16 protein-coding genes are annotated in these 18076 nt (G+C 59.3%); 7 read left to right on the plus strand and 9 right to left on the minus strand.

Annotation, left to right across the window (positions count from 1 at the left end; translation table 11 throughout):
* Positions 1-36: 36 nt before the first annotated feature.
* A complete protein-coding gene (locus HBO24_RS16650; RefSeq protein WP_057437646.1) occupies positions 37-1050 on the minus strand; it encodes a zinc-binding alcohol dehydrogenase family protein in 1014 nt (337 codons plus the stop codon).
* Positions 1051-1172: 122 nt separating this feature from the next.
* On the opposite strand from HBO24_RS16650, the gene HBO24_RS16655 reads away from it, so the two are divergent.
* Together HBO24_RS16655 and HBO24_RS16660 are read left to right on the plus strand one after the other, a co-directional pair.
* A complete protein-coding gene (locus tag HBO24_RS16655; RefSeq protein WP_169959856.1) occupies positions 1173-2099 on the plus strand; it encodes a LysR family transcriptional regulator in 927 nt (308 codons plus the stop codon).
* 137 nt (positions 2100-2236) lie between these two features.
* On the plus strand, positions 2237-2935 hold the full coding sequence (locus HBO24_RS16660) for a helix-turn-helix transcriptional regulator (protein WP_170060016.1): 699 nt from the start codon (positions 2237-2239) through the stop codon (positions 2933-2935).
* Between the two features lie 31 nt (positions 2936-2966).
* Here the strand turns inward: HBO24_RS16660 and HBO24_RS16665 are convergent, their stop codons facing one another.
* Positions 2967-3920 carry an adenosine deaminase gene (locus tag HBO24_RS16665; protein WP_032859755.1) on the minus strand — a complete coding sequence of 318 codons (954 nt, stop codon included), beginning with the start codon at positions 3918-3920 and terminating at the stop codon, positions 2967-2969.
* A gap of 194 nt (positions 3921-4114) precedes the next feature.
* On the opposite strand from HBO24_RS16665, the gene HBO24_RS16670 reads away from it, so the two are divergent.
* Entirely contained in the window at positions 4115-5203 is a 1089-nt protein-coding gene (locus HBO24_RS16670) for a calcium:proton antiporter (RefSeq protein WP_115127318.1), read from the plus strand.
* Positions 5204-5209: 6 nt separating this feature from the next.
* On the opposite strand, the gene HBO24_RS16675 is transcribed toward HBO24_RS16670, so the two are convergent.
* On the minus strand, positions 5210-6145 hold the full coding sequence (locus tag HBO24_RS16675) for a LysR family transcriptional regulator (protein ID WP_128593777.1): 936 nt from the start codon (positions 6143-6145) through the stop codon (positions 5210-5212).
* 132 nt (positions 6146-6277) lie between these two features.
* Here HBO24_RS16675 and HBO24_RS16680 point away from each other — a divergent pair, with 132 nt between their 5' ends.
* Entirely contained in the window at positions 6278-7240 is a 963-nt protein-coding gene (locus HBO24_RS16680) for an alpha/beta fold hydrolase (protein ID WP_057958248.1), read from the plus strand.
* A gap of 59 nt (positions 7241-7299) precedes the next feature.
* Positions 7300-8625 carry an MFS transporter gene (locus HBO24_RS16685; RefSeq protein ID WP_057958249.1) on the plus strand — a complete coding sequence of 442 codons (1326 nt, stop codon included), beginning with the start codon at positions 7300-7302 and terminating at the stop codon, positions 8623-8625.
* Between the two features lie 85 nt (positions 8626-8710).
* Here the strand turns inward: HBO24_RS16685 and HBO24_RS16690 are convergent, their stop codons facing one another.
* From HBO24_RS16690 to HBO24_RS16715, 6 genes are all read right to left on the minus strand, one after another.
* Positions 8711-10069 (minus strand): 8-oxoguanine deaminase, encoded by a 1359-nt coding sequence (locus HBO24_RS16690; RefSeq protein ID WP_057958250.1) that lies wholly within the window; start codon positions 10067-10069, stop codon positions 8711-8713.
* Positions 10070-10209: 140 nt separating this feature from the next.
* Entirely contained in the window at positions 10210-10896 is a 687-nt protein-coding gene (locus tag HBO24_RS16695) for an SDR family oxidoreductase (RefSeq protein ID WP_057437656.1), read from the minus strand.
* 46 nt (positions 10897-10942) lie between these two features.
* The gene (locus HBO24_RS16700; RefSeq protein ID WP_057437658.1) at positions 10943-11524 is read right to left on the minus strand and encodes a YigZ family protein; all 582 of its coding nucleotides are present in this window, start codon (positions 11522-11524) and stop codon (positions 10943-10945) included.
* A 13-nt stretch (positions 11525-11537) separates the two neighbouring features.
* On the minus strand, positions 11538-12197 hold the full coding sequence (locus HBO24_RS16705; RefSeq protein ID WP_057437660.1) for a TetR/AcrR family transcriptional regulator: 660 nt from the start codon (positions 12195-12197) through the stop codon (positions 11538-11540).
* 87 nt (positions 12198-12284) lie between these two features.
* Positions 12285-13679, minus strand: coding sequence for a nucleobase:cation symporter-2 family protein (locus HBO24_RS16710; RefSeq protein ID WP_170060017.1), 1395 nt, complete (start codon positions 13677-13679; stop codon positions 12285-12287).
* Positions 13680-13765: 86 nt separating this feature from the next.
* On the minus strand, positions 13766-14686 hold the full coding sequence (locus HBO24_RS16715; RefSeq protein ID WP_057437664.1) for a LysR family transcriptional regulator: 921 nt from the start codon (positions 14684-14686) through the stop codon (positions 13766-13768).
* A 125-nt stretch (positions 14687-14811) separates the two neighbouring features.
* Here HBO24_RS16715 and HBO24_RS16720 point away from each other — a divergent pair, with 125 nt between their 5' ends.
* Both HBO24_RS16720 and HBO24_RS16725 read left to right on the plus strand, forming a co-directional pair.
* Positions 14812-16161 carry an aspartate aminotransferase family protein gene (locus HBO24_RS16720; RefSeq protein ID WP_128593780.1) on the plus strand — a complete coding sequence of 450 codons (1350 nt, stop codon included), beginning with the start codon at positions 14812-14814 and terminating at the stop codon, positions 16159-16161.
* Positions 16162-16235: 74 nt separating this feature from the next.
* Positions 16236-17729 (plus strand): CoA-acylating methylmalonate-semialdehyde dehydrogenase, encoded by a 1494-nt coding sequence (locus HBO24_RS16725; protein WP_057958254.1) that lies wholly within the window; start codon positions 16236-16238, stop codon positions 17727-17729.
* Positions 17730-18076: the final 347 nt, after the last annotated feature.

The raw sequence follows: 18076 nt of genomic DNA on the forward strand, positions 1-18076 counted from the left end.
ACAGGTGGAACGGACGACACTGACAGAGCCCGCTTCTTAGAAGCCTTCCAGCACAATCTTGCCCTTTGCCTTGCCGCTTTCCAGCAAAGCATGGGCGCGGCGCAGGTTCTCTGCGTTGATCACGCCGAAGTGCTCGCCCACCGTGGTTTTCAGGGTGCCGGCATCGATCAGCTCGGCCACTCGATTGAGCAGGTTGTGTTGCTCGATCATGTCGGCAGTCTCGAACATCGAGCGGGTGTACATGAATTCCCAGTGCAGCGACAGGCTCTTGCGCTTGAGCTTGAGCACATCCAGCGACTTGGGGTCATCAATCAGTGCCAGTTTGCCTTGGGGCGCGAGCGCTTCGACCAACTGGTCCAGGTGCTGGTCGGTTTGGGTCAGGCTGGCGACGTGGGTCACCTGTGGGTGGCCTACGCGCTTGAGCTCTTCGCTCAGTGGCTGGCTGTGGTCGACTACCAGGTCAGCGCCCAGGTCCTTGGCCCAGGCCTGGGTTTGCGGGCGCGAGGCGCTGCCGATCACCTTGAGTGCGGTGAGTTGCGCCGCCAATTGGGTGAGGATCGAACCTACGCCACCGGCAGCGCCGACAATCAGCAGGCTCTGGCCTTGATCGGTCTTGCCTTCAGGCACTTGCAAGCGCTCGAACAGCAGTTCCCAGGCGGTGATGGCAGTCAGCGGCAGGGCTGCGGCTTCGGCAAACCCCAGGCTCTTGGGCATATGGCCGACGATGCGCTCATCGACGGTGTGCAGTTCGCTGTTGCCACCCGGGCGGGTCAGGGAGCCCGCATAAAACACTTTGTCGCCGGCCTTGAACAGCGTCACTTCACTGCCCACGGCCTTGACCACACCGGCCACGTCCCAGCCCAGCACTTTGGCCGCGCCGTTTTCCGGGGTGACGTTCTGGCGGATCTTGGTATCCACCGGGTTGACCGAGATGGCTTTGACTTCTACCAGCAGGTCGCGCGGACCGGCCACCGGCTCAGGCAACTGGATATCCTGCAGGGACTTTGGGTCGTTGATCGGCAATGCGGCGTAGTAGGCGATGGCTTTCATGGCAAGTTCCAGGAAGGGCGGAATGGGATGGTTAGATCATTAGCTATTTCTCTTGCAGATAAAACCCGCTAAAAGAGCAGTCTCTTTCAATGGTTTTTTGATAATCCCTCGGGGCGGTGGTCATGCTGCGTTTTGATGATTTGCAGTTGTTCGTACGTGCGGCGGATTTGGGGAGTTTGTCGGCCGCCGCACGGGTCATGGATATGTCGGCGGCGGTGGCCAGCGCAGCGTTGAAACGCATTGAGCAACAATTGGGCGCGCGCTTGCTGGCACGTTCTACTCGCAGCCTGCGCCTGACTGCCGAGGGCGAGGGTTTCTTGCAATACGCCCGCGGTGCCTTGAGCCAACTGGATGAAGGCCGGCGCCTGCTGGCCAGCAGCCAGGACCATGTCAGTGGTGTTTTGCAACTGTCGGCGCCTTCGGACTTCGGCCGCAACCTGCTGTTGCCGTGGCTGGACGAATTTCAGCGCGAGCACCCGCAATTAAGTGTGCGCCTGCTACTGGGCGACCGGATAGCCGACCTGTTCCGCCAGCCGGTGGATATCGCCTTGCGCTATGGCGAACCCGAGGATTCGAGCCTGGTGGCCTTGCCGGTCGCGCCGGACAATCGCCGGGTGCTCTGCGCCGCGCCCAGCTACCTGGCCCGGCATGGCGAGCCGCGCCACCTGGAGGAACTGGCCCAGCACAACTGCCTGCTGTACATGCTCGGTAGCCGAGTGCATGACCATTGGCGCTTTCAGGATGGCAAACGGGAAATCAGTCTGACGGTTACCGGTGACCGCTTCAGTGACGATGCCGATGTGGTGCGGCGCTGGGCCGTGGCCGGGGTGGGGATTGCCTATAAGTCCTGGCTGGATGTCAGCGCCGACGTACTGGCAGGCCGCCTGCGGTTGCTCTTGCCGGAGCTGCAGGGTGAGCGCACACCGCTCAATCTGCTGTGCGCCCATCGCGCGCAGTTGAGTAAGCCGATCAACCTCCTGCGTGAAATGCTCGTGGCACGTTGTGGGAAGTTGAGCGCGCAGTTGCCTGAACAGCAAGGGACTACGTAATAACCCCAGGGAATTCAGGAAACTTCAGGCAAATGCTGTCGCTGATTTGGCTGTAAGACGCCACGGAATCTGCTGCTTACACACTTATACTTTTCCGCGAAATGGAGCAGACCAACGAATCTACAGGGAGTGAATACATGGAACAGGCACCTTGCATCAGCCAGATCGCCACCTTGCTGGCCGACCCCAAACGCGCCGCGATGATCTGGGCGTTGATGGACGGCTCGGCCAAGCCGTCCGAAGAACTGGCGATGCTGGCGGGGTTATCCGCGTCATCGGCCAATGCGCATCTGGCGCGATTGGCGGCGGGTGGATTGCTGCGCATTGAAGCCCGGGGGCGCAAACGCTTCTTTCGCATGGCGGCGGCCGATGTGAGCGCGGCAGTCGATGCGCTGGCCAGTACCACCATGGCCAGTGTGGCGCGCAGTGCAGTCGGCCTGCCGGTGGCGGCCTTGCTGGCACCGTCGTCGTTGCGTCAGGCGCGGCTTTGTCATGACCATCTGGGGGGTGAAATGGCGGCAGCACTCTATCAACGCATGGTGCTGGCGAAGTGGGTTGAACGCTTCGAACAGCGGCTTCACGTGACGCCGTTGGGCGCACGCCAATTGGCCGAGCGTGGCATTTACACCCAGGCCCTGGCGCAACACAGTTACTCGACGATGGCTTGTGATTGTTTTGACTGGAGCGAGCAGCAACCGCACCTGGGCGGGGCATTGGGGGCGGGATTGTTGCAGTTGTTCATGCAGTCACGCTGGCTGACGGTGCTCAATGAGTCGAGCGTACTGCAGGTCACCGAGACCGGGCGCCTGGAAATTGCCCGGATGGCGGCATTGTAGGAGCCGGAAAACCGGCCCCTACAAGGTTTGGTCAGGGCTTGACCAGGCGTGCATCCAGGCTGTTTTGCGCCAGGCGGCGGGCCTGGTCCTGGGTCATGCCCAGCGAGGTGTGCAGCGCGTGGAAGTTCTCGGTGACATAACCGCCGAAGTACGCCGGGTCATCCGAGTTCACCGTGACCTTCACCCCACGCTCAAGCATGTCGAGGATGTTGTGCTGGGCCATGTCGTCGAACACGCACAGCTTGGTGTTGGACAGCGGGCACACGGTCAGCGGGATCTGCTCGTCGATGATCCGCTGCATCAGGCGTTCGTCTTCAATGGCGCGCACACCATGGTCGATACGCTGGATCTTCAGCAGGTCGAGGGCTTCCCAGATGTACTCCGGCGGGCCTTCCTCACCGGCATGGGCGACGGTCAGGAAACCTTCGCCACGGGCGCGATCGAATACGCGCTGGAACTTGCTTGGCGGGTGGCCCATTTCCGAGCTGTCCAGGCCTACGGCGACAAACGCGTCCCGGAACGGCAGCGCCTGGTCGAGGGTTTTTTGCGCTTGCTCTTCGCTCAGGTGGCGCAGGAAGCTGAGGATCAGGCCGCTGGTGATGCCCAGTTGCTGCTCGCCATCTTTGAGCGCGCTGGCGATGCCGTTGAGCACCACTTCAAACGGGATCCCCCGGTCGGTGTGGGTCTGCGGGTCGAAGAACGGTTCGGTATGGATCACGTTCTGCGCCTTGCAACGCAGCAGGTAGGCCCAGGTCAGGTCGTAGAAATCCTGGGAGGTGCGCAATACATCGGCGCCCTTGTAGTAGAGGTCGAGAAACTCCTGCAGGTTATTGAAGGCGTAGGCCTTGCGCAGGGTTTCGACGTCGTTCCACGGCAGCGCGATTTTGTTGCGTTCGGCCAGGGCGAACAGCAACTCGGGCTCCAGCGAGCCCTCCAGGTGCAGGTGCAGTTCGGCCTTGGGCAGGGCATTGAGCCAGTCGTACATGGGTGCGTTCTCATCAGGTGCAATGGCGGCATTCTACAGGCCAGGGCGCAAATAATCGGTAAAACCTGACCGAGCGGTAAGCATTGTTCGTGCCTGCGGCAATGGGCGAATGAACTAAGGTGTAACGAAACGTTAGCGATACGCCGCAGTCTGTACCCCATCAATGACTGATTTGCCGCTCGAAAAGGCCCGTAATGCTCACATCCCTCAAGCAAGAAAAGTACATGTGGCTGGCGCTGATCGCCGCCCTCGCAGCCTACCCTCTGGAGCACTGGCTGTTGCACAGCGGACAGATGACGGCCCTGTTCGGCGGCCTGGTGCTGATCGGTTTTATTGTCATGGCCTCGATGCGCGTGGCCCACCATGCCGAGCTGCTCGCCGAAAAGGTCGGCGACCCCTACGGCACCATGATCCTGACCCTGGCGGCGGTGCTGGTGGAAGTGGTGATCCTGGCGATCATGATGAGCAACGAGGCATCGCCGACCCTGGTGCGTGACACGATCTACTCAGCCGTAATGCTGGATATCAACGGCATCCTTGGCCTGGCTGCGTTGATGGGCGGCATCAAGCATGGGGAGCAGTCCTACAATGATGATTCGGCGCGGACCTACAGCGTGATGATCTTGACTGCCATGGGCGTGTCCATGGTGGTGCCGGAATTTATCCCCGAGGCCGACTGGAAAATCTACTCGGCCTTCACCATCGGTGCGATGGTGGTGTTGTATGCCTTGTTCCTGCGTATGCAGGTGGGGCCACACAGCTACTTCTTCAGCTACAGCTATCCGGAAAAACGTCGCAAGCCATCGCCGCAAGAGCACGCCTCGCCGGTCAACCTGACGTTCTCCATCGCGACCCTGGTGTTTGGTGTGGTGGTGATTGGCGCATTGGCCGAGGTGATGTCCAAGACCCTGGACCTTGGCCTGGAGGGCACGGGGGCGCCGCCGGTGATCACGGCGATCCTGGTGGCGGCGATTTCCGCCGCCCCGGAGATTCTGACCGCCTTGCGCGCAGCCTTGGCCAACCGCATGCAGTCGGTGGTCAACATCGCGCTGGGGGCTTCGTTGTCGACGGTGATTCTGACGGTGCCGGTGATGGAAGCCATGGCGCTGTACACCGGCCAGCCGTTTCAGATGGCGATGACCCCGGTGCAAACGGTGATGGTGTTTATCACGCTGATTGTCAGTGCGATCAACCTCAACGATGGCGAAACCAACGCCATCGAAGGGATGACCCATTTTGTATTGTTTGCGACCTTTATCATGCTGTCGCTGCTGGGGGTATAGGCCTGGCTAGGTGATTTTGCGCGCGGGCCAGAGCCCGTTTTCAAACATCCTCTCGCTTTCCTGTTTCAACTCGGTAATCACACGTGCGACGCAAGGGTCCGTCAACTTTCCCCGGTGGCGGGCGATGCAGATGGTGCGAGTAACCCGAGGGACTATCAGCGCGGCCTGCAATTGCCGGGTGCGTAGTTTTTCCGCAACGGAACTGGCGGCCTGGATACCGAACCAGTTGCCGGTTTCTATCAAGCGCACCTGGAATTCGCCGGAATCTATTTCAATGCTCACATTGAGGGTGAGGTCGTGGCCCGCCAAATGATTGTCCAACAGGGTGCGAATACGGTTGAGGCGCGAGGCCATGACCAGCGGAAACTCCGAGAGTCTTTTGACGTTGATCTCCTGCAGATTGAGCAGGCTGTGACTGCCCACCAAGTAGAGATCTTCCTGGGCGAAGTCTTCGCAGACCACCTCGGTGGAGGATTTGCGGTCGAACAGCAGCGCGATGTCCAGTTTCCCGTCGCTCAGCCAATCCCAAAGATAAGCGGACGGGGACTCTACGACGCGCAAGCGGATTCCCGGGTAGGCGGCTGCCAGTCGGGTCAGGAGTGGGACGACCAATACATTGGCGCAAGAGTAGGGCACGCCTATGACGACTTCTCCTTCGGGAAAATCAGAATCTTCATGTATTTTTTTGTAGGCCATTTCGGCCATGCCCAGTAGTTCATAAGCGCTGCTTAAAAAACGTTGGCCCAATGCAGTCGGCGAAGCCCCTCTGGCATCTCTCGTTAACAATTGCACACCAATAGCTTGTTCGAGTTTGGTCAACGTTACAGTAAGAGCAGGTTGTGCAATGCCCAGTTTGCGCGATGCGGCCGTCACACTGCCTTCTTCGCATACAGTCACAAATGCAATGAGCCTGCCTATATCGAGCTTTCGGGCATTTTTCATGGGTTAGCCTGTCATGGGGTATATATCTTATATATGGGTCAATCAAAAAACGGTATTTCCAATATAGCCTGAGTAGGATCAATCTCAAGTGATTAAACAAGCTGTGTATTAAAAAAAGCAGAGGTAATCACAATGACGATCCAGGACATTGCATTGAAGTCTATCGAGGGTTTTCATGTTGGCGGAGAGCGCGTGTATATGGACGGCTTTCCGGAACAACTGATGACCAAGGTTCCCGGCGCCGCGCCTATCCGGGTGTCGATGAATGGGCATCACATGGTTGGCCAGATGTATTGCCAACGGTATACACAAAGCAACCCACGCTCCCCCTATCCACTGGTTTTCCTGCATGGCGGCGGCCTGACCGGCGCCTGTTGGGAAAACACACCGGATGGCCGGCCGGGGTGGTTGACGTTTTTTCTGAAGGCCCGATACGACGCCTGCTTGTGCGATGCGTTTGAGCGTGGACGTGCATCCTGGCCTGCCTATCCCGAGATCCTCGCAGGCAAGCCTGAACACCGGACGCTGGATGCGGTATGGCATCATTTCCGCTTCGGTCCGGCGTCCAGTTACTGCGCTGAGGCCCGTGAAGAGCAGGCTTACCCCGGGCAGCAGTTCCCGGTGGAGCACCTGGATGTTTTTGGCCAACAGTTCGTGCCTCGCTGGGCAGGTACCGATCACCGGGCACTTGCCGGCTATAGAGCCTTGCTGGAAAAAATTGGACCTTGTGTATTGATCGGGCATAGCCAGGGCGCTTACTACGCCCTGCAACTGGCGCAGGAGTTTGCAGGAACGGTGAAAGGGGTGGTTGCTATCGAGCCATCGGCAGTTCCCGAACTATCCAAAAGTGTACTGACGCTTCCTCCGCATCTAGCCATTTGGGGGGATTTCATTCGCGATAAAAGTGTCATGTGGGAGAGCTACCTTCACAGATGTGAGGCGTACTTTGAGCAACTGCAAAATAAATCGGTAGATTCCCGGGTCTTGGAGTTGCCGACGGTCGGAGTGTCGGGTAACAGTCATATGTTGATGATGGATGCTAACAGCAATCAAGTGGCCGGAATGATTGATGAGTGGTTGGTTAGTCTTGCTTGAAACGTTGAATAATAAAAATAATAATTTGAGAGGGTTTACATCTCTCAATGGGGGGAAGTATGCAGGCTGCAAAGGCAGAGTTGGCGCAAGACAGTGTCTCGGATGATGTTCAGGGCCAGGCACTGATAAGAAAAATAACCTGGCGCTTGATGCCATTAATTATAATTTGCTTTTTTTTTGCATTTTTTGATCGGATCAATATCAGTTTTGTAAAGTTTCAGCTGGAAAGCGAGTTAGGGTTCGGTAATTCGGTGTATGGGCTGGGGGCCAGTTTATTTGTTGTCGGGTATGTGATTTTCGAAGTGCCCAGTAACTTGATGCTCTACAAGGTGGGGGCGCGCAGGTGGATTGCCAGGATCATGATGTCCTGGGGGATTGCTACTTGTGCCATGGTCTTTGTCCAGACCGAATGGCAGTTTTATGTGCTGCGCTTCCTGATCGGCGCAATGGAAGCGGGTTTTGGGCCGGGGGTCGTATTTTACCTGACGCTTTGGTTTCCTTCTGCATTTCGAGGTCGAGCGACGTCGCACTTGTTCCTCGCTTCGGCATTTTCAGGACTGATAGGCGCACCCTTGGCGGGGCTCCTGTTAGAACATATGGATAACGTGTTTGGTCTTCCCGGGTGGCATTGGCTGTTTCTATTCGGAGGTGTTCCCTGCGTTGTGCTGGGGATCGTTGTCTTGAATGTACTCTGTGATCGTGTGGAGGACGCTAAATGGCTGACGCGGGCCGAAAAATCATGGTTGGCGCAAAAAATATCGGAAAAGAACCAATCGTCTTCTGTAGAGCACTCCTTTCGAAGCGCATTGAAATCGCCGATTCTTCTGTTGTTGGGGTTTCTCTATTTTCTCATTCAGCTTGGGTCCCATGGCCTTAATTTCTGGGCGCCGCATTTGATTCGTTCCACTGGGGTGGAGTCGTCAGGCACATTGGGGCTTTTGACTGCGGTGCCTTACGTCTGTGGGGCAATTGCGATGATTACCGTTGGACGCCTGTCAGACCGTTCAGGCGAGCGCCGAAAATTCGTGGCAGGCCTGTTGTTGCTGGCGTCTATCGGATTTCTGTTAGCGGGCTTTTTCGATGACGATACGACGTTGCTGGTGATTGCCCTGGGCGTATTGGGCGGTGGCGTGATTGCCTCCATCCCCGCATTCTGGGCATTGCCGCCGATGATTCTATCGGGAGCGGCCGCGGCGGGAGGTATCGCATTGATCAACACGTTGGGGCAGTTCGGTGGAATCGTCAGCCCATTGATGGTCAGTCAGATCATCGAGTTTACGGGGAGTGCGACGCCCGCGTTGTATGTGATCAGCGCCACCAGCTTGTTGGCGTGCCTGATCCTGATGTTTATGTTGCCGGACAAACTTAAACATAAAGACCTGTAACCAGAGCGCTGTTTTCCCTGCGTTTTGTGCAAGTGCCAAAGCAGCGACCCAGGTCGCTGCTTTGGCATTCGAGCTCGGGCCCGTCTTAGGACGCGTTGATCAACTGCCGCGCCGCCTGGCTGTGATCGGCGATCAAGGCCTTGAGGTCCATGCCCTCGATTTGCCCGTCGATCACCCGCCACTTGCCGCCCACCATCACCCGGTCCGCCCGGTCCGCGCCGCATAGCAGCAGGGCCGACAGTGGGTCGTGGCTGCCGGAGAAACGCAGCTCATCGAGCTTGAACAGGGCCAGGTCGGCCTGTTTGCCCACCGCCAGCTCGCCAATGTCGCTGCGGCCCAGCAGTTTGGCGGAGCCTTTGGTGGCCCAGCCGAGTACGCCTTCAGGGGTGATTTTTTCCGCGCCATAACGCAGGCGTTGGATGTACAAAGCCTGGCGCGCTTCGAGAATCATGTTGGACGCATCGTTGGAGGCCGAACCGTCCACGCCCAGGCCAATCGGCGCGCCGGCGGCGATCAGGTCCAGGGTCGGACAGATGCCGGAGGCCAGGCGCATATTGGAGCTTGGGCAATGGCAGATACCGGTGCCGGCCGCGCCCAGGCGGGCGATTTCATCCGGGTTGAAGTGAATGCCATGGGCCAGCCAGGTGCGGGGGCCGAGCCAGCCGACGCTGTCGAGGTAGTCCACGGTGCGCAGGCCGAAGCGCTGCAGGCAGAAGTCTTCTTCGTCGAGGGTTTCGGCCAGGTGGGTGTGCAGGCGCACATCGAGTTGGTTGGCCAGTTCGGCGCTGGCGCTCATGATTTCGGGGGTGACCGAAAATGGCGAGCAAGGCGCCAGGGCAATCTGGATCTGCGCACCGTCGCCGCGCTCGTGGTAGCGCTGGATCAGGCGTTGGCTGTCTTCAAGGATTACTTCTCCCTGCTGCACGGTCTGCTGCGGTGGCAGCCCGCCGTCGGCTTCGCCCAGGCTCATGGAACCGCGGGTGAGCATGGCGCGCATGCCCAGTTCGCGCACGCTGTCGACTTGCACGTCGATCGCCTGTTCCAGGCCATCGGGAAACAGGTAGTGGTGATCGGCCGCGGTGGTGCAGCCGGAGAGCAGCAGCTCGGCGAGGGCGACTTTGCTGGCCAGCGCGAGTTTTTCCGGGGTCAGGCGCGCCCACACCGGGTACAGGGTTTTCAGCCAGGGGAACAACGGCTGGTTGACCACCGGCGCCCAGGCGCGGGTCAGGGTTTGGTAGAAGTGATGATGGGTGTTGATCAGGCCGGGAAGCACCACGTGCTCGCGGGCGTCGAAGGTTTGTTCGCAGGCGATGCTCGGTTGCTGGCCGAGGGCGAGCACTTCGACGATCACACCGTCTTGCAGCACCAGGCCGCCACGGGCGTCCAGGGTGTTGGCAGTGAAAATCGCGAGAGGGTTTTTTAACCAGATACGGGTCGCAGGCATTGGCCGGCTCCTCTGAATGATGGGTTCAGGTTTGCCAGCTCAGTGTTGCCCTGTCTGCTGATCCAGGGTCGCCGGTAAGGGCGAGGTGGGAAGTTTACGTGGAGTGAGCGGTGGGGTCTATCCACCGCTTATCTGCTGGCTTACCAGGGAATGGTCTGGCCCTTGTAGTTGACGAAGTGATGGCCGCCCTTGCCGGTGTAGGCGTTCACTTGGGCGATCAGGCCGCGCACGCTGGTTTCCACGTCCAGGTCGGCCCCTTCGCCGCCCATATCGGTCTTGACCCAGCCCGGATGCAGCGACAATACGGTCAGCTTCTGCTCGCCCAATTGCGTCACGAAGCTGTTGGTCATGGAGTTCAGCGCGGCCTTGCTGGCCTTGTACAGCGCAAGGTCCGGCGCGTCGGGCATGGTCACACTGCCCAGTACCGAACTCATGAACGCCAGCACGCCGCTGCCCTGGCGAATCTGCGGGGCAAAGCGCTGGGCCAGGTTGATCGGTGCCACAGCATTGGTGAAAAACAGTTGGCCGACTTCGGCCTGGGTGGCATGGCCCGGGGTCTGGTTGGCCGGGCCCTTGACGCCGGCGTTGACGAACAGCAGGTCGAAGGTCTGGGCTTTCAGGCGCTGGTTCAAGGCGATGACGGCCTGTTGGTCGTCCATGTCCAGTTGCTCGATCTGTACCGGGCCGAGGGCTTTGAGGGCGTCGGCTTTTTGCGGGTTGCGCACGGTGGCGGTGACTTGCCAGCCGTCAGCCAGCAATTGCTTGACCAGGCCAAGGCCCAGCCCGCGCGAGGCGCCGATGATCAATGCGGTTTTTGGCGTAGACATGAAGGCTTCCTATGGCATCGAGGTTCAGTGAACAACCTTATCAGGTTCAGCGTTGCAGCAGGATTCGTCCGCGGCTCAGGTCGGCCAACTGGGTTTGCAAGGTGTCGATATGGGCTTCGCCGAGGGCCAGTTGTAGCTCCACGCCATTGGCGGTGAAGGTTTCTTCTACCACCAGGCCGCCCAGTTCGGCGACACGCAGCTTGACCAGGGGCAGTTCAGCAAAGCCGCAGGCGCAGCTCAACGGCACACGGCTGATCAGCTCGATACGCTCGGCGTTTTGCAGGCATTTATTCGCGCCACCGCCATACGCCCGGGCCAGGCCGCCGGTACCCAGTTGGATGCCGCCGTACCAGCGGACCACCAGCACCACGACCTGATCGAACCCCTGGGCCTCGATGGCAGCCAGGATCGGTCGCCCAGCAGTGCCGCCGGGTTCGCCGTCGTCGTTGCTGCGGTATTGCCCACCGAGTTTCCAGGCCCAGCAGTTATGTGTGGCGTTGAGGTCGCTGTGCTGCTCGATAAACCCCTGGGCGTCTTGCGGGCTGCTAATCGGCGCGGCATAGGTGATGAAGCGGCTTTTGCGGATTTCTTCGCGAAATTCGCAAAAGCCCGTAAGGGTGAAAGGCATTGAGTCGCTTCGTTCAGAGGGCCGGCTTGATGCCACAGCCTTTGAGAATAATGTGGATAAGGTTGTTACCCGCGTCTTCCATATCCTGCTTGGTCAGCTTGGTGCGGCCGGTCACGCGGCAGATCTGGGTGGCAAAGTCAGCGTAATGCTGGGTGCTGCCCCACAGCAGGAAGATCAAGTGTACCGGATCGACAGGGTCCATCTTGCCGGCATCTATCCAGGCCTGGAACACGGCGGCGCGGCCGCTGAACCAGGTGCGGTAGTCCTGGCTGAAATATTCGGTAAGGCATTCGCCGCCGCTGATGATCTCCATGGCGAAGATCCGCGAGGCCTGTGGCTGGCGTCGCGAGTATTCCATCTTGGTGCGGATGTAGCGGGTCAGTGCTTCGGCGGGATCATCCTCGGCGGTCAGGGTGTTGAAGGTGCTGTCCCACAGCTCGAGGATATTGCTCAGTACCGCGATATACAGCCCCAGCTTATTGGTGAAGTAGTAATGCAGGTTGGCCTTCGGCAGCCCGGCGCTCGCGGCGATGGTGTTCATGCTGGTGCCTTTGTAGCCATGCCGGGCGAATTCGTCTTCGGCGGCCTGGATGATCGCTTGTTCGTTCTTTTGCCGAATGCGGCTGGCGGGTTTTCCGGCGTGGCTGTTGTGGGCAGGAACTTCGAGGCTCATGGAGGTTTCCGTGCAGATCGATGAATGCGATTGCTGCACAGATAACCCACCCTCAAGCCTCAGACAAGTCCCGATACGATAAAAGCGTCAAAGCGGTTCCAGCGTATCGCTTTCCAGGGCTGGATTTGCGGCAGGTGTTGCGGCCTTGGATTCCGGCAGGAGCAGGCACAACACGATTGCCGTCAGCCCGCCGCTGGTGATGGCCGAATCGAACAGGTTCTGCACCAGGGTTGGCATCAGGTGCAACAGGTTCGGTTGCGCCGCGATGCCCAGGCCGACCCCGAACGAGGTGGCGATGATCAGCATGCTGCGCCGATCCAGCGGGGCCTGGGCCAGGATGCGCACGCCGGCGGCGGCAACACTGCCGAACATTACCAGGGTCGCGCCACCCAGCACGGGTTTGGGGATTTGCTGCAAGACTGCACCAATCAGTGGAAACAATCCGAGACAGAACAGCACCACGCCGATGTACAGGCCCACATAGCGGCTGGCAACGCCGGTCAACTGGATCACCCCGTTGTTCTGGGCAAAGGTGGTGTTGGGGAAGGCACTGAAGGTGGCAGCGATCATGCAACTGACGCCATCTCCGAGCACGCCGCCCTTGAGCCGGCTTATATAGGAAGGGCCGCTGATGGGCTGGCGGGCGATCATGCAGTTGGCAGTGAGGTCGCCTACGGTTTCGATACTGCTGATCAGATAAATCAGCGCTACCGGTAGGAAGGCGCTCCAATCGAAACTGAAACCAAAATGGAATGGCGTCGGCAGGCTGATCAAGGGCAGGTCGGGCAGGAGCTGGGGCACCAGCTTGCCGCTGAACCAGGCGGCGACGCTGCCCAGCAGCAGGCCGATGATGATCGCGCTCAGGCGTACCCACGGCGTGTTCGAGCGGTTGAGCAGGATAATCGTCAGCACCACGAACAGGCCCAGGGCCAGGTTGGTCGGCGCGCCAAAGTCCGGCGCATTGAAGCCGCCGCCCAGGTCGGTGATACCTACCTTGATCAGGCTGATGCCAATCAGGGTAATGACAATCCCGGTTACCAGCGGCGTGATGACCCGGCGTAACTGGCCGATAAACCGGCTCAACACGACCTGCACCAACGCGCCGAAAAAACACACGCCGAAGATCATTGCCAGAATGTCTTCCGGGCTGCCGCCACGCTGCTTGACCAGGAAGCCCGCCGACAACACCGCGCCGAGAAAGGCAAAGCTGGTGCCTTGCAGGCAGATCATCCCTGCGCCAATCCCAAATGGCCTACGGGCCTGGATGAAGGTACCGACACCGGAAACCATCAGCGCCATGCTGATCAAGTAGGGCAAGTGGGCGGCCAGGCCCAGGGTCGAACCGATGATCAGCGGCGGGGTGATGATGCCGACGAAGCTGGCGAGTACATGTTGCAGGGCGGCAAGCAGGGCGGGCAATGGTTTGGGGCGGTCGTTGAGGCCGTAGATCAGGTCGCTGGCGCTGGAGGATTCTGGTGGCATGGCATGTGGACTCAGGGCTGACGGTTCATGGTCCCTGTGCCTTGCAAAAAGCTGTCCACTTGCTCAGGTTTTGTATGGGGCCCGTATCAGCGGGTCGCTGCCAGGCTTTCGAGGAAGCTTTCCAGCACCAAATGAGGGCGACGGCCTTTGCGCGTGACCGAAGCCAGGCTTAAATCGTAAAAGCGTGTAGCCGGTTTCAGCGCGCGTAGTCGGCCTTGTTGCACCCATAGGCTGGCGTAGTGGTCGGGCAGGTAGCCGATGAAGCGCCCGGTGAGGATCAGGAAGGCCATGCCTTCGCGGTCGGAAGCGCTGGCGGTGCAGTTGAGCGCTTGATAGTGGGCCTGGATATCGGCGGGCAGGCGGAAGGTCGGCGCGATGGCGTCCTGGCTATTGATGCGCAGGTCGTCCAGTTGTTTGTTTTCGGCGTAGAACAGCGGATGACCCACCGCGCAGTAGAGCAGCGAGCGCTCGCTATACAGCGGTTGGTATTCCAGGCCCGACAGCGCGCTGGCCTGGGGCACCACGCCGACATGCAGGCGCCCGTCGAGCACGCCTTGTTCCACTTCGTTGGGGGCGATCATGCGGATCTGGATCTGCACGTCGGGACCGCGCTCTTTCAACTGCGCCAATGCATGGGTGATGCGCATATGGGGCAGGGTCACCAGGTTATCGGTCAGGCCGATGGTCAGTTCGCCGCGCAGGTGTTGGTGCAGGCCGTTGACCTCGGTGCGGAAACTTTCCAGCGCGCTTAATAGTTGCAGTGCCGATTGGTAGACCTCGCGGCCTTCTTCCGTCAGGGAGAAGCCGGCGCGCCCGCGTTGGCACAGGCGCAGGCCCAGGCGTTGTTCCAGGTCGCTCATTTGCTGGCTGATGGCGGAACGGCCGATGCCCAGCACGGTTTCTGCCGCCGAGAAGCCGCCGCACTCCACCACGCTGCGGAAGATGCGCAGCAAACGGATATCGAAGTCGCTGACTTGTGCCAGTGGATCGGGTCGGCGGCTGCTCATAGTTTAGTAAAGGCCTGACTGAAGGTTAGAAGAGTTGCATTTCTTAGACTTTATCTCCGTGGCAATTTAGCTGCAACAACGCTTTTCAATCCCGACGCTGCCTTTTGCCCTGCGAGGTTTTGCTGATGAACATGCCCGAAAACGCCCCATCCACCCTGGCCAGCCAATTGAAACTGGATGCCCACTGGATGCCTTACACCGCCAACCGTAACTTCCAGCGCGACCCGCGCCTGATCGTGGGGGCCGAAGGCAGTTGGTTGATCGATGACAAGGGGCGCCGGGTCTATGACTCGTTGTCGGGCCTGTGGACCTGCGGCGCAGGGCACACGCGCAAGGAAATCCAGGAAGCGGTCGCCAAGCAATTGGGCACCCTGGACTACTCGCCGGGCTTCCAATACGGTCATCCTTTGTCCTTCCAGTTGGCAGAAAAGATTACCGACCTGACCCCAGGTAACCTGAATCACGTGTTCTTCACCGACTCCGGCTCCGAGTGCGCCGATACGGCGGTGAAGATGGTGCGTGCGTACTGGCGCCTAAAGGGCCAGGCGACCAAGACCAAGATGATTGGTCGTGCCCGTGGGTATCACGGGGTAAACATCGCCGGCACCAGCCTGGGCGGCGTCAACGGTAACCGCAAGATTTTTGGCCAGGCGATGATGGATGTCGATCACCTGCCGCACACCCTGCTGGCGAGCAATGCCTTCTCCCGCGGTATGCCGGAGCAGGGCGGTATTGCCTTGGCTGACGAGTTGCTCAAGCTGATCGAGTTGCATGATGCGTCGAATATCGCTGCGGTGTTCGTTGAGCCGATGGCGGGCTCCGCTGGCGTGCTCGTGCCGCCGCAGGGTTATCTCAAGCGCCTGCGTGAAATTTGTGATCAGCACAATATCCTGCTGGTGTTCGACGAAGTGATTACCGGCTTTGGTCGTACCGGCTCGATGTTCGGCGCAGACAGCTTCGGCGTGACCCCAGACCTGATGTGCATCGCCAAGCAAGTCACCAACGGTGCGATCCCGATGGGGGCAGTGATTGCCAGCAGCGAGATTTATCAGACCTTCATGAACCAGGCGACGCCTGAGTATGCGGTGGAATTCCCACACGGCTATACCTACTCGGCGCACCCGGTAGCGTGCGCAGCGGGGCTGGCGGCATTGGATCTGTTGCAGAAGGAAAACCTGGTGCAGAGCGTGGCTGAAGTCGCGCCGCACTTTGAGAATGCGCTGCATGGCCTCAAGGGCAGCAAGAACGTAATCGACATCCGTAACTACGGCCTGGCCGGTGCGATCCAGATTGCACCGCGTGATGGGGATGCCATCGTGCGTCCATTCGAGGCGGGGATGGCGTTGTGGAAGGCGGGGTTCTATGTGCGCTTTGGCGGCGACACCCTGCAGTTCGGCCCAACCTTCAACAGCAAGCCGCAGGACCTGGATCGCTTGTTCGATGCGGTCGGCGAAGTGCTGAACAAGATCGACTGATTTCTTCTTCTATATAGAACAACTGTCGGGCGCGACACGTGTCGCGCCTGTGGACAACTTTTCAGGAGCCTTGCATGAGCCTTATCCAGCATTTGATCAACGGCGAATTGGTCAACGACAGCGGTCGTAGTGCCGATGTGTACAACCCGTCCACCGGCCAGGTGATTCACCAGGTGCCATTGGCCAGCCGTGAAACCATTCAACAAGCCATCGACTCGGCCAAGGCGGCGTTCCCGGCCTGGCGCAACACACCACCGGCCAAGCGTGCCCAGGTGATGTTTCGTTTCAAGCAATTGCTGGAGCAGAACGAAGCACGCATCTCCCAGTTGATCAGCGAAGAGCATGGCAAGACCCTGGAAGACGCTGCCGGCGAACTGAAGCGCGGGATTGAGAACGTCGAGTACGCGTGCTCGGCACCGGAAATCCTCAAGGGCGAATACAGCCGCAACGTCGGCCCGAACATTGATGCTTGGTCCGATTTCCAGCCGTTGGGCGTGGTGGCAGGTATTACGCCGTTCAACTTCCCGGCCATGGTGCCGCTGTGGATGTATCCGCTGGCCATCGTCTGCGGTAACTGCTTCATCCTCAAGCCATCAGAGCGCGACCCAAGTTCGACGCTGCTGATCGCCCAGTTGCTGCAGGAAGCCGGTTTGCCCAAAGGCGTACTGAGCGTGGTGCATGGTGACAAGGGTGCGGTGGATGCGCTGATCGAGGCGCCTGAGGTCAAGGCCTTGAGTTTTGTCGGTTCGACGCCGATTGCCGAGTACATCTATTCCGAAGCGACTAAGCGCGGCAAGCGTGTACAGGCGCTGGGCGGGGCGAAGAACCATGCGGTGCTGATGCCGGATGCGGATCTGGATAACGCGGTCAGTGCCTTGATGGGCGCAGCCTACGGTTCCTGCGGCGAGCGTTGCATGGCGATCTCGGTGGCCGTGTGTGTGGGTGACCAGGTGGCGGATGCTCTGATCGCCAAGCTGGTGCCGCAGGTCAAGGCGCTGAAAATTGGTGCGGGTACTTCCTGTGGCCTGGACATGGGGCCGCTGGTTTCTGCGCAGGCGCGGGACAAGGTCAGTGGCTATATAGAAGACGGTGTGTCTTCGGGTGCTGAGCTGGTGGTCGATGGGCGTGGCCTGAGCGTCAGTGGTCATGAGGACGGTTTCTTCCTCGGTGGCTGCCTGTTTGATCGCGTGACACCGGAAATGCGCATCTATAAAGAAGAGATCTTTGGCCCAGTGCTGTGCATCGTCCGGGTGAATAGCCTGGAAGCGGCGATGCAACTGATCAATGACCATGAATATGGCAACGGCACCTGCATCTTTACCCGTGACGGTGAAGCGGCGCGGTTGTTCTGTGACGAGATTGAAGTGGGCATGGTGGGGGTCAACGTTCCATTGCCGGTGCCGGTGGCGTATCACAGCTTTGGTGGCTGGAAGCGTTCGCTGTTTGGCGACTTGCACGCCTACGGGCCGGATGGGGTGCGGTTCTATACCCGTCGCAAGGCGATCACTCAGCGTTGGCCGCAGCGTGCCAGCCATGAAGCGTCGCAGTTCGCGTTCCCTAGTTTGTAAGGTTGCATGAATAGAAAGCCGGCCCTTGGGGGCCGGCTTTCGCGTTTTCGGGGCTTTTTTGACCGATATGACAGAATTGTGAAAATAGGGGTTGACGGCAGATTCTGGAAGTCTATAATTCGCCCCACTTCCGGCGCAGTCGAAACGGAAAACTCCTTGGTAAACAAAGAGTTACGCAGAATTCGACAGCGAGTTGCTTTAGTTCATCGAAGCCCAGAGGGAGTTGGTAGAGCAGTGTTGTTTGGCTCTATTAACGTTTCGATCCTCTCGGTCGAAAGCGGAGAAAAAGAGGTGTTGACAGCAGCGTGTAACGCTGTAGAATTCGCCTCCCGCTAACGAGAGATCGG

Source organism: Pseudomonas sp. WS 5410, from assembly GCF_012985645.1.
Taxonomy (GTDB): domain Bacteria; phylum Pseudomonadota; class Gammaproteobacteria; order Pseudomonadales; family Pseudomonadaceae; genus Aquipseudomonas; species Aquipseudomonas shahriarae.

Coding starts and splice junctions, on each gene's coding strand:
- HBO24_RS16650 (WP_057437646.1), bottom strand. CDS start 1,050: ATGAAAGCCATCGCCTACTACGCCGCATTGCCGATCAACGACCCAAAG.
- HBO24_RS16655 (WP_169959856.1), top strand. CDS start 1,173: ATGCTGCGTTTTGATGATTTGCAGTTGTTCGTACGTGCGGCGGATTTG.
- HBO24_RS16660 (WP_170060016.1), top strand. CDS start 2,237: ATGGAACAGGCACCTTGCATCAGCCAGATCGCCACCTTGCTGGCCGAC.
- HBO24_RS16665 (WP_032859755.1), bottom strand. CDS start 3,920: ATGTACGACTGGCTCAATGCCCTGCCCAAGGCCGAACTGCACCTGCAC.
- HBO24_RS16670 (WP_115127318.1), top strand. CDS start 4,115: ATGCTCACATCCCTCAAGCAAGAAAAGTACATGTGGCTGGCGCTGATC.
- HBO24_RS16675 (WP_128593777.1), bottom strand. CDS start 6,145: ATGAAAAATGCCCGAAAGCTCGATATAGGCAGGCTCATTGCATTTGTG.
- HBO24_RS16680 (WP_057958248.1), top strand. CDS start 6,278: ATGACGATCCAGGACATTGCATTGAAGTCTATCGAGGGTTTTCATGTT.
- HBO24_RS16685 (WP_057958249.1), top strand. CDS start 7,300: ATGCAGGCTGCAAAGGCAGAGTTGGCGCAAGACAGTGTCTCGGATGAT.
- HBO24_RS16690 (WP_057958250.1), bottom strand. CDS start 10,069: ATGCCTGCGACCCGTATCTGGTTAAAAAACCCTCTCGCGATTTTCACT.
- HBO24_RS16695 (WP_057437656.1), bottom strand. CDS start 10,896: ATGTCTACGCCAAAAACCGCATTGATCATCGGCGCCTCGCGCGGGCTG.
- HBO24_RS16700 (WP_057437658.1), bottom strand. CDS start 11,524: ATGCCTTTCACCCTTACGGGCTTTTGCGAATTTCGCGAAGAAATCCGC.
- HBO24_RS16705 (WP_057437660.1), bottom strand. CDS start 12,197: ATGAGCCTCGAAGTTCCTGCCCACAACAGCCACGCCGGAAAACCCGCC.
- HBO24_RS16710 (WP_170060017.1), bottom strand. CDS start 13,679: ATGCCACCAGAATCCTCCAGCGCCAGCGACCTGATCTACGGCCTCAAC.
- HBO24_RS16715 (WP_057437664.1), bottom strand. CDS start 14,686: ATGAGCAGCCGCCGACCCGATCCACTGGCACAAGTCAGCGACTTCGAT.
- HBO24_RS16720 (WP_128593780.1), top strand. CDS start 14,812: ATGAACATGCCCGAAAACGCCCCATCCACCCTGGCCAGCCAATTGAAA.
- HBO24_RS16725 (WP_057958254.1), top strand. CDS start 16,236: ATGAGCCTTATCCAGCATTTGATCAACGGCGAATTGGTCAACGACAGC.